The 8153-nt window shown below is 69.4% G+C and carries 10 protein-coding genes; 3 read left to right on the top strand and 7 right to left on the bottom strand.

Going from position 1 to position 8153, the window contains the following annotated elements; genetic code table 11:
• Positions 1-88: 88 nt before the first annotated feature.
• From KBA23_RS14415 to KBA23_RS14435, 5 genes are all read right to left on the bottom strand, one after another.
• Positions 89-529 carry a type IV secretory system conjugative DNA transfer family protein gene (locus tag KBA23_RS14415; RefSeq protein ID WP_290742195.1) on the bottom strand — a complete coding sequence of 147 codons (441 nt, stop codon included), beginning with the start codon at positions 527-529 and terminating at the stop codon, positions 89-91.
• 206 nt (positions 530-735) lie between these two features.
• Positions 736-2316 (bottom strand): glycerol-3-phosphate dehydrogenase/oxidase, encoded by a 1581-nt coding sequence (locus KBA23_RS14420; RefSeq protein ID WP_290742198.1) that lies wholly within the window; start codon positions 2314-2316, stop codon positions 736-738.
• Between the two features lie 4 nt (positions 2317-2320).
• The gene (locus KBA23_RS14425) at positions 2321-3598 is read right to left on the bottom strand and encodes a TSUP family transporter (protein WP_290742202.1); all 1278 of its coding nucleotides are present in this window, start codon (positions 3596-3598) and stop codon (positions 2321-2323) included.
• Positions 3599-3630: 32 nt separating this feature from the next.
• On the bottom strand, positions 3631-4224 hold the full coding sequence (locus tag KBA23_RS14430; RefSeq protein ID WP_290742204.1) for a carbohydrate ABC transporter permease: 594 nt from the start codon (positions 4222-4224) through the stop codon (positions 3631-3633).
• Complete coding sequence (locus KBA23_RS14435) at positions 4224-4859, bottom strand: hypothetical protein (protein ID WP_290742206.1); 636 nt, start codon at positions 4857-4859, stop codon at positions 4224-4226. The genes KBA23_RS14430 and KBA23_RS14435 overlap by 1 nt, the downstream gene beginning before the upstream one ends.
• A gap of 70 nt (positions 4860-4929) precedes the next feature.
• On the opposite strand from KBA23_RS14435, the gene KBA23_RS14440 reads away from it, so the two are divergent.
• The 3 genes from KBA23_RS14440 to KBA23_RS14450 are packed head-to-tail and all read left to right on the top strand — an operon-like array spanning position 4930 to position 6780.
• Positions 4930-5706 (top strand): substrate-binding domain-containing protein, encoded by a 777-nt coding sequence (locus tag KBA23_RS14440; protein ID WP_290742209.1) that lies wholly within the window; start codon positions 4930-4932, stop codon positions 5704-5706.
• Positions 5707-5722: 16 nt separating this feature from the next.
• Positions 5723-6529 carry a pyrroline-5-carboxylate reductase dimerization domain-containing protein gene (locus KBA23_RS14445; RefSeq protein WP_290742212.1) on the top strand — a complete coding sequence of 269 codons (807 nt, stop codon included), beginning with the start codon at positions 5723-5725 and terminating at the stop codon, positions 6527-6529.
• The gene (locus tag KBA23_RS14450; protein ID WP_290742215.1) at positions 6526-6780 is read left to right on the top strand and encodes a hypothetical protein; all 255 of its coding nucleotides are present in this window, start codon (positions 6526-6528) and stop codon (positions 6778-6780) included. Before KBA23_RS14445 ends, KBA23_RS14450 begins: the two co-directional genes overlap by 4 nt.
• 52 nt (positions 6781-6832) lie before the next feature.
• Here the strand turns inward: KBA23_RS14450 and purU are convergent, their stop codons facing one another.
• Positions 6833-7690, bottom strand: coding sequence for a formyltetrahydrofolate deformylase (gene purU / locus KBA23_RS14455; protein ID WP_290742217.1), 858 nt, complete (start codon positions 7688-7690; stop codon positions 6833-6835).
• Between the two features lie 352 nt (positions 7691-8042).
• On the bottom strand, positions 8043-8153 hold a 111-nt coding region (locus KBA23_RS14460), incomplete at its 5' end, for an L-serine ammonia-lyase, iron-sulfur-dependent, subunit alpha (protein WP_290742221.1).

The following is an 8153-nucleotide window of genomic DNA, read 5'->3' on the forward strand; positions in this document are numbered from 1 at the left end:
CACGGGCCCGAGGGCGTGCGCTTCTACACCCGCCTGAAGACCATCACCACCCGCTGGCCGACCGGCATGCGCGCCGAGGCCGAATTCGTCATGCCCACGATGGGCTGATCGCCCGAGACGGGGTGACCCCGGTCACCCCGTCTGCTTCTCCTCCGGAATTTCTCTCGGGCTCTGGTCCAAGGCCAAAGCCCTTCCGCATGAGATGCGCGCCGGAAGCGCGCACGGTGGGGATCGCCCGCCCCGTCTCCCGCATCTTGCCGAGCGAGGTGAACTCGTCGAGCAGGAAGAGCACGTCGAAGCGACCCTCCTCGGCGCGGTCGGTTTCCCGCGGGACCGCGAACATTCGCTGGAACATGAGCCGGATCAGCTGCGACAGGACGCCGAGGTCCTTCTGGCCGACGCGGAGGAAGACGCTGGCCGGGTCCGAGCGGAAGCCGGTGATCCGGAAGTCGGTCGCCCGCGGGTGGCGTCGCGCACGGTCGCGATCGGCCCGGATCCCGAACAACGCCTCGCCCGCCGCCCGCGCCATCGACCGGGTCGCGCGCCGGGGCGGCAAGAGGAGGGTTCTGGAAATATTCCTGCCGGCCGGTGCGGGTCAGCGCCCAGGATAGACCCCTTTTGCCTCTCAGGCGGTACTCTTATATCGGCACATAATCAACTGATCTTAAAGGAATTATTCAGATAGTCTGGGAGTGGCGGATGCCTCTGTGGCGTTGGATGGCCCGCCGATCCCGGTCATGAAAGCACATAGCCTTCCGCGACGGTCCGGTAGTCATCGAGTTGCCGCTGTTGCCATGCGGCGTCTCGACCGAGCTCTTCGGCGAGGATCGCGGCGACCGCCGGTGCCGCCTCGATGCTGGCGCGGGCGTCGAGGAGCAGCGCCCGGGTGCGCCGGGCCAGGACGTCCTCGACGGTCCATGCCATCTCGTTGCGCGCGGCCCAGGCGACCTCGCCGGCGAAATACGGCAGGCGCGGGTGCAGGAGCTGGTCCCAGCCGGGTCGCTCGCGCATCGTCCGGCGCACCGCGGGCGCGTCCGAGCCGTAAAGCGACAGGAGGCCATCGGTTTCGACCGGATGCTTCAACCATCCGTGGAGGCGCATGGTCGCCGTCTCCGACGGCCGCTCATCGAGACCGGCGACCAGCGCCGCCGTGTCGACCGCGTCCTCCGCCATCTTGCGGTAGGTGGTCCACTTGCCGCCGGTGATGGTCACGAGGTTCGACTTCGAGATCATCAGCACGTGGTCGCGGGCCAGGGCGGCCGTGCCCTTGTCGCCGGCGGTCCGCACCAGCGGCCGCACCCCGCAATAGACGCTGAGCACGTCCTCGCGCTTCGGATCACGGTCGAGGTAGATCGCGGCGTGTTCGAGCAGGAAGGCAATCTCCTCCTCGCGGGCGCGCGGCTCGAGCGGCGTGTCGTCGATCTCGGTGTCGGTCGTCCCGACGATGGTGCGGCCGTGCCAGGGAACGGCGAAGAGCACCCGCCCGTCGGCGGTCTTCGGAACCATGATCGCGCTGTCTCCGGCGAGGAACGAGCCGTCGAGCACCAGATGCACCCCCTGGCTCGGGGCGATCAGGCGCTCCTCGGCCGGATCGTCCATCTGCCGGACGTCGTCGGAGAAGATGCCGGTGGCGTTCACGACGACACGCGCGTCAAGCTCGAACGCCTCGCCGGTCTCGACATCGCACGCGCGCACGCCGACGACGTTGCCGCCGCGCTTTCGGAGCTCGGTGACGCGGACATGGTTGAGCGGCACGCCACCCTTGTCGGCGATCGTTCGCGCGAGGCAGATCGCGAGGCGGGCGTCGTCGAACTGGCCGTCGTGATAGATGACACCGTTGCGCAGGCCCTTGGCCTCGATGTTGGGGAGCCGCGCGAGGGTCTCCTCGCGGGAGAGCAGTTTGGACGGCCCGAGGCCGAGCTTGCCGGCGAGCAGGTCGTAGAGCTTCATGCCGACGCCGTAGAACGGCCCCTCCCACCAGTCGTAGATCGGGACGACGAATGGCAGGTTGTGCGCGACATGCGGGGCGTTGGCGAGCAGGCGCCCGCGCTCGCGCAGCGCCTCCATCACCAGCGAGACATTGCCCTGCTGGAGGTAGCGCACGCCGCCATGCACCAGCTTGGTCGAGCGGCTCGACGTCGCCTTGGCGAAGTCGTCCTGTTCGAGAAGCAGCGTGCGATAGCCGCGGCTGACCGCCTCCAGCGCGGTGCCGAGGCCGGTGGCGCCGCCACCGACCACGATGATGTCCCAGAATTCCGGGCTGCTCCGGAGGCGGGCGAGATAGGCCTCGCGGTCCATGTGTCCGTCGATTGTCATCGTTTCAGCCTTCCGCCTCTTCAAGCGCCCATTCCCGCGCCCGGGCCACCGCGCTCTGCCACCGCGCATAGAGGCGATCCGTGGCCGGCGACGCGGCCACCGGATCATAGCGGCGGGCGAGCTTCCATGTCGCGTCGATCTCGGCGCGGCTCTGCCAGAAGCCGGTGGCGAGTCCGGCGAGGAAGGCGGCGCCGAGGGCCGTGGTTTCGGTGATGCGCGGCACCTCGACCGGAACGCCGAGGATGTCGGCCTGGAACTGCATGAGCCAGCCGTTGATGGCGGCGCCGCCGTCGGCGCGAAGCTCGCGCAGCCTTATGCCCGACTCGCGCTCCATCGCCGCGACCACGTCGCGGGTCTGGTAGCACATCGCCTCCAGCGCCGCCCGGCACACATGCGCCCTGCCGGTCCCGCGGGTGAGGCGGGTCACCGTGTCGGCGGCCTCGCGCATCAGCCAGCGGCCAACTCCGGTCGAGCCGGTGAAGGTGTGGTAGACGACCGGCGGCCCGGCCGTGGAGAACAGCCCGCCCATCAGGCCGGCGAGCGCGCCGAAAACCAAGAAGCTCGCGTCCGGGGAGCGCAGCGGCCGCTCGCCACCCTGCCCGAGAAGCTGGAAGGCGGAAACGACGATGACGATGCCGAGCAGGAGTTGCAGGGTGAGAAGATTGCCGCCGGCCAGCCATTCGAGCAGCCAGTAGCCGACGGCGAGGAGCGGCAGGCTGCCGACGAGCATCAGGCCGAGCTCGCGCCGGCCGATGTCGCGCCAGCCCCGCGCCAGCACCTGCGCCGCGTTGACAAGGACGAGGAAGCTGACCGCCACCGCCGCCTCCGGCAGCGGCAAGGCGCCGGTCAGCCCGACGCCGCCCATGACGACAAGGCCGAAGGCGAAGCCGGTCAGCACCAGCGCCGTCCAGGTGTTGAGAAGCCCGAGGGCGCGCATGATCTCGAAGAGCGGCACCAGCAGCGTGACCAGCGGAAAGGTCGAGACGGCGATGATGGCGGCCAGGATCAGGTCGCGAAACCGCAGGTTCAGCCGGGCCAGGGCATAGCCCGCGAGCGTGGCGATGAAGAGCGTCAGCGCGGTCGAGAGCAGGGCCACCGCGAAGGAGTTGAAGAGGAAGGTCAGGAGCGGCTGGTCGGTGAAGGCCTGCGCGTAGTTCTGCAGCGTCGGATCCGCCGGCAGCCAGGTGATCGGCTTCTGGGTCAGCTCGCCCTCGGTCTTGAGCGAGGTGAAGAGGATCCAGAGCGCGGGAAAGAAGCCGTTCACCAGGAGGAGCAGCGCCACGAGGAAGCGAAGCGGCGAGCGTCGTCATGGCGTTACCCCTTGGCGCGGATCATGCGGAGATAGACCACGGTCACGCACATCGAGATCACGAACATCACGACGGCGAGCGCCGAGCCGTATCCGAGGTCGAGGAAGGAGACCGTGTTCTGGTGGATGTACATCGCGAGCGTCGTCGTCGACGTGCCCGGTCCGCCCCCGGTCATGGTATAGGGAATGTCGAAGGTCTGCAGCGAGGTGATGGTGCGGAAGATCAACGCGACGACGATGGCGGGTTTCAGGAGCGGCAGGGTGATCTCGACGAACTGCCGCAGCCGCCCCGCCCCGTCGACATCCGCCGCCTCGTAGAGCGAGCGGGGGATGGTCTGCAGCCCGGCGAGGATGATGAGCGCCATGAACGACGAGGTCTTCCAGACGATCGTCAGGCAGATCGCCGTGAAGGCCCAGGCCGGCGAGTTGAACCAGATCACCGGCGCCATCCCCAGGCGGCGCAGCACGTCGTTGACGACGCCGTATTCCGAATGGAAGAACCAGGCGAAGATCAGGCCGGCGAAGGCCAGCGGCAGCGCCCAGGGAATGAGGAGCGACAGCCGCACCACCCATTTGTGCCGGAATGGCAGGTTGGCCATCAGCGCCAGCGCCATGCCGACGACGAGCGCGCCGGGAACGGTGATGATGGTGATGAGCAGCGTGTTGCGGGTCGTCTCCCAGAATACCGGTCCCAGAATACCGGATCGTCCCACATCAGCCAGAAGTTCTCGAGGCCGATGAACTCCGCCGGCAGGCCCGAGGTCAGCGACAGGTTGAGCAGGCTCGTCCAGAGCAGCCGGCCGACCGGGTAGACGATGATGAGCGCGAGCAGGAGCGCCGCGGGCGCGAGCAGCATCGCGCCGAGGACCTTCTCGCTCGGGTCGAGGATCGCCACCCAGCGCGGGGGCTTTCTCTCGGAGGCGGCCGGCGCCTCGGCAACGGGTCGGGTGATCATCTCGGGGTCTCCGGGGGTGACGGTCTCTGGGTCCGGGACGCGCGCGAGCCGGGCCTGGATGAGGTCGGCGCCCGCCTCGGGCGTCATGCTGCCCGCGAGCACCGCGTTGACGGTGGTGCGCACCACGTCGCTGACCTCGTTGTAGCGCGGGGGCACCGGCCGGGGCTTCGCGGTCTCGACCGTCGCGAGGGCATCGGCGAACCACGGCACGGCGGCGGTCACCTCCGGATTCTTGCAGAGGTCGGGATAGATCGGCAGCAGCGAGGCGTTGATCGCCATGAACGAGAGTGTCCGATCTTCTGTGTACGGGTCAGCCGGTCCATGCTGAGAGAAAAGGACAGTGTGGACCATGGCGAAGAAGATCGACGATGCGGTTCTGGACGAGCTGAAGCGCGAGCGGCTGAACGTCCTGCTCGGTCACACCGAATACGATCCCGATGAGGAAGAAGCACTGGTGCGCACGGCCCTCTCCCGGAAGTCCGCGGCGATCGTCCTGACGGGTCTTCATCACTCGGATGCGACCCGCCGACTTCTGCGCGGCGCATCCGTGCCGGTGGTCGAACTCTGGGAGCTCGGATCACAACCGATCGACAGCGCTGTCGGTTTCGACCATGTGACCGTCGGCCGCACCGTCGCCGCGCATCTTGCCGCGCGCGGGCGCGGACGGCTCCGCTTTCTCGGCGCTCGTCTCCATGCGGACCATCGGGCGCGCAGCCGGGCGGAGGGCTTTCTGGCGGCGGCGCGAGCGGCGGGAGCCGAGGCGGAAATCGTCGAGCATCCGGGGGCGGCGGGGGTCGAGGTGGGCGGTTTCCTCCTCGCCCGCGCCCTCGACGAGACCCCTGGCGTCGAGGGCATCGCCTGTTCCAACGATCACATGGCCCTTGGCGCGATCTTCGAGTGCCAGCGTCGCGGCATCGCCATTCCCGAGCGGCTCGCCATCGTCGGCTTTGGCGATCTGGAATTCGCCGGGGTCTGCAACCCATCGCTCACGACCGTGCGTCCGTCCGGAGACCTCATCGGCCGAGAAGCGGCGCGCGTGATCGTCGAGAGCGTCCGGACCGGCCGCTATCGATCGGGTGAAGTCATTGATACGCACCACGCTTTGATCCATCGGTTGAGTTCGTGAAGCGAAAGGCCCGGCCATGGACCCCCGCATCGACCCAAGATTAGGCATCGTCGGCGGCAACGGCTGGATCGGCGGCGCCCTCGCCCGGCGGCTCGTCGCCTCCGGCCTGCCGCCGGAGCGGCTCACGCTTTCCTGCCGCGGCACGCCTCCCGACTGGCTCCCCGGCGCCACCTGGACCCACGACAATCAGGCGCTCACCGATACCTCGGACGTCGTCGTCCTCTCCGTCCGCCCGCCGGACTGGAGCGCGATCACCCTTGCCGCCCCGAGCAAGCTCGTCATCTCGGTGATGGCCGGCATCCCCCTCGCCGACATCGCCGAGCGCACCGGCACGGACCGAGTGGTCCGCGCCCTGCCGAACGCCGCCGCCGACGTCGGCGCCTCCTACACGCCGTGGTGCGCCACCCCCGCCGTCACCAAAGCCGACCGCGCCACGGTCCGCCGCCTCGTCGACGCCTGCGGCACCGGCGACGAGGTGCCGCGCGAGGCCGACATCGACTACCTGACCGGCCACTCCGGCACTGGCCCCGCCTATCCCGCGCTCCTCGCCACCGCGCTCATCCGCGACGCGGTCGCCCGCGGCATCGCCGCCGACGTTGCCCGCCGCGCCGCCGTCGGCATCCTGATCGGCACTGGCCGCCTCTTCGAGAAGACCGGCGAGGACCCCGCCGACACCGTGGCGGCCTTCGTCGACTATCGCGGCGTCACCGCCGCCGCGATCCTGGCGATGCGCGCCGCCGGCTTCGACACCGTCGTCGCCGCCGGCCTCGCCGCCGCGCTCGAGAAGTCCGCGACCCTCCACCCGGCAAAGGAGACCCCATGACCCGCGACCCCGCGCTCCAGCGCTTCGTCGACGCCGCCCTCGCCGCCGCCCTCGCCCGCGTTCCGGGTCGGGAGGCCGCGGCCTCTCTCGACCGCGTCGCCGCCGACCTCGCCACGGGCCGCGGCTCCGACGACTTGACGCGCTGCATGGGCCAGCCGCGGCCGAAACGCCTTCCGTCCCGGCCCTTCGCCTGGCTCGGGGCCACCGCCGTCATCCGCTGGCAGGAGATGCGGGCGGGACGGGAAGGCTGACGCGGCCGGGGTCGGAACCTGTGGACCGGCCCCGGCGTCCTTTCGGAGTTTCCTATTTCGCGAACACGACGGTGCGGCCGCCGCTGAGGAGGACGCGGCGCTCGAGATGGCTCTTGACCGCGCGGGCGAGGACGCGGGCCTCGGTGTCGCGGCCGATGGCGACGAGGTCCTCGGCGCTGTCGGCGTGGCTGATGCGGGCGACGTCCTGCTCGATGATCGGACCCTCGTCGAGGTCGGCGGTGACATAATGCGAGGTGGCGCCGATCAGCTTCACGCCCCGGGTATAGGCCTGCTTGTAGGGGTTGGCGCCCTTGAAGGCCGGCAGGAACGAGTGATGGATGTTGATCGCCCGACCGGAGAGCCTGGCGGTGAGATCGTCGGAGAGGACCTGCATGTAGCGGGCGAGGATGACGAGCTCTGCCGCGGTCTCGTCGACGAGGGCGAGGAGCGCGGCCTCCTGCCCGGGCTTGGTGTCGGGCGTCACCGGCAGGTGGACGAAGCGGATGCCCTCGTGGTCGGCGATGCGCCTGGCATCCTCGTGGTTCGAGACGATGGCGACGACCTCGGCCGAGAGCCAGCCGACGCGGATCTGGTAGAGAAGATGCAGGAGCGCGTGGTCGAACTTCGAGACCATGGCGATGATCTTCGGCGGTCGCGCGGCGTCGACGATCCTGAGGTCGAGGGCGAGCCTGGCGGCGGTGGGGGCGAGCGCCTGCTCGATGGCGGCGACGGTCAGGCCCTCGGGGCCGACGAAGGCGACGCGCAGGAAGAAGCGGTCGGCCGGGCGGTCCCAGTGCTGGTTGGCCTCGGTGATGTTTCCGCCGAGCTCGGCGACGGCCGTGGAGACGGCGGCGATGATCCCCGGCAGCGGGTCGCTGGTCAGGGTGAGGATGAAGGAGGTTTCCGACATTTTCAGCACTCCGGAAAGTTGACGGCGAGTCCGCCGGTCGCGATCTGCAAGGGGTTTCCGACCGGCGGTGCCACGCCGCCCTGCTTCGGCGCCCTATCCACGGGACATGAATTCTAGGCGGCAAGGCATTGGCGTGGCGTTGAAAACCGGTCGCTACGTCAAAGCCCCCCGTCCCCGCGGCCGTGACTTCCCGAAGGAAGGACCCTTGCCCGTCGTCCTACCCGGTGTCCGTCCGATGCCATAGGACGTTTGCGACGGGTCGCCGGGTCTTTCGAGACAGCGCGCCGCGACGCCCCTGATCGGCGGGTTCTCTCGCCGGGCGCACGACGCGAGAGACCCCGCGTGGCGGGCCTCAGCACTCCGGCAGGTTGACGGCGAGGCCGCCGGTCGAGGTTTCCTTGTATTTCGCGCTCATGTCATGGCCGGTCTGGCGCATGGTCTCGACGCAGACGTCGAGGGGCAC

This window comes from Amaricoccus sp., from assembly GCF_017995835.1.
Lineage (GTDB): Bacteria > Pseudomonadota > Alphaproteobacteria > Rhodobacterales > Rhodobacteraceae > Amaricoccus.

What these genes read in the sequence shown, in the direction of transcription:
- KBA23_RS14440 (WP_290742209.1), top strand. Translation starts at nt 4,930, where the DNA reads ATGGCGAAGAAGATCGACGATGCGGTTCTGGACGAGCTGAAGCGCGAG.
- KBA23_RS14450 (WP_290742215.1), top strand. Translation starts at nt 6,526, where the DNA reads ATGACCCGCGACCCCGCGCTCCAGCGCTTCGTCGACGCCGCCCTCGCC.
- KBA23_RS14430 (WP_290742204.1), bottom strand. Translation starts at nt 4,224, where the DNA reads ATGGCCAACCTGCCATTCCGGCACAAATGGGTGGTGCGGCTGTCGCTC.
- KBA23_RS14415 (WP_290742195.1), bottom strand. Translation starts at nt 529, where the DNA reads ATGGCGCGGGCGGCGGGCGAGGCGTTGTTCGGGATCCGGGCCGATCGC.
- KBA23_RS14420 (WP_290742198.1), bottom strand. Translation starts at nt 2,316, where the DNA reads ATGACAATCGACGGACACATGGACCGCGAGGCCTATCTCGCCCGCCTC.
- purU (WP_290742217.1), bottom strand. Translation starts at nt 7,690, where the DNA reads ATGTCGGAAACCTCCTTCATCCTCACCCTGACCAGCGACCCGCTGCCG.
- KBA23_RS14445 (WP_290742212.1), top strand. Translation starts at nt 5,723, where the DNA reads ATGGACCCCCGCATCGACCCAAGATTAGGCATCGTCGGCGGCAACGGC.
- KBA23_RS14435 (WP_290742206.1), bottom strand. Translation starts at nt 4,859, where the DNA reads ATGGCGATCAACGCCTCGCTGCTGCCGATCTATCCCGACCTCTGCAAG.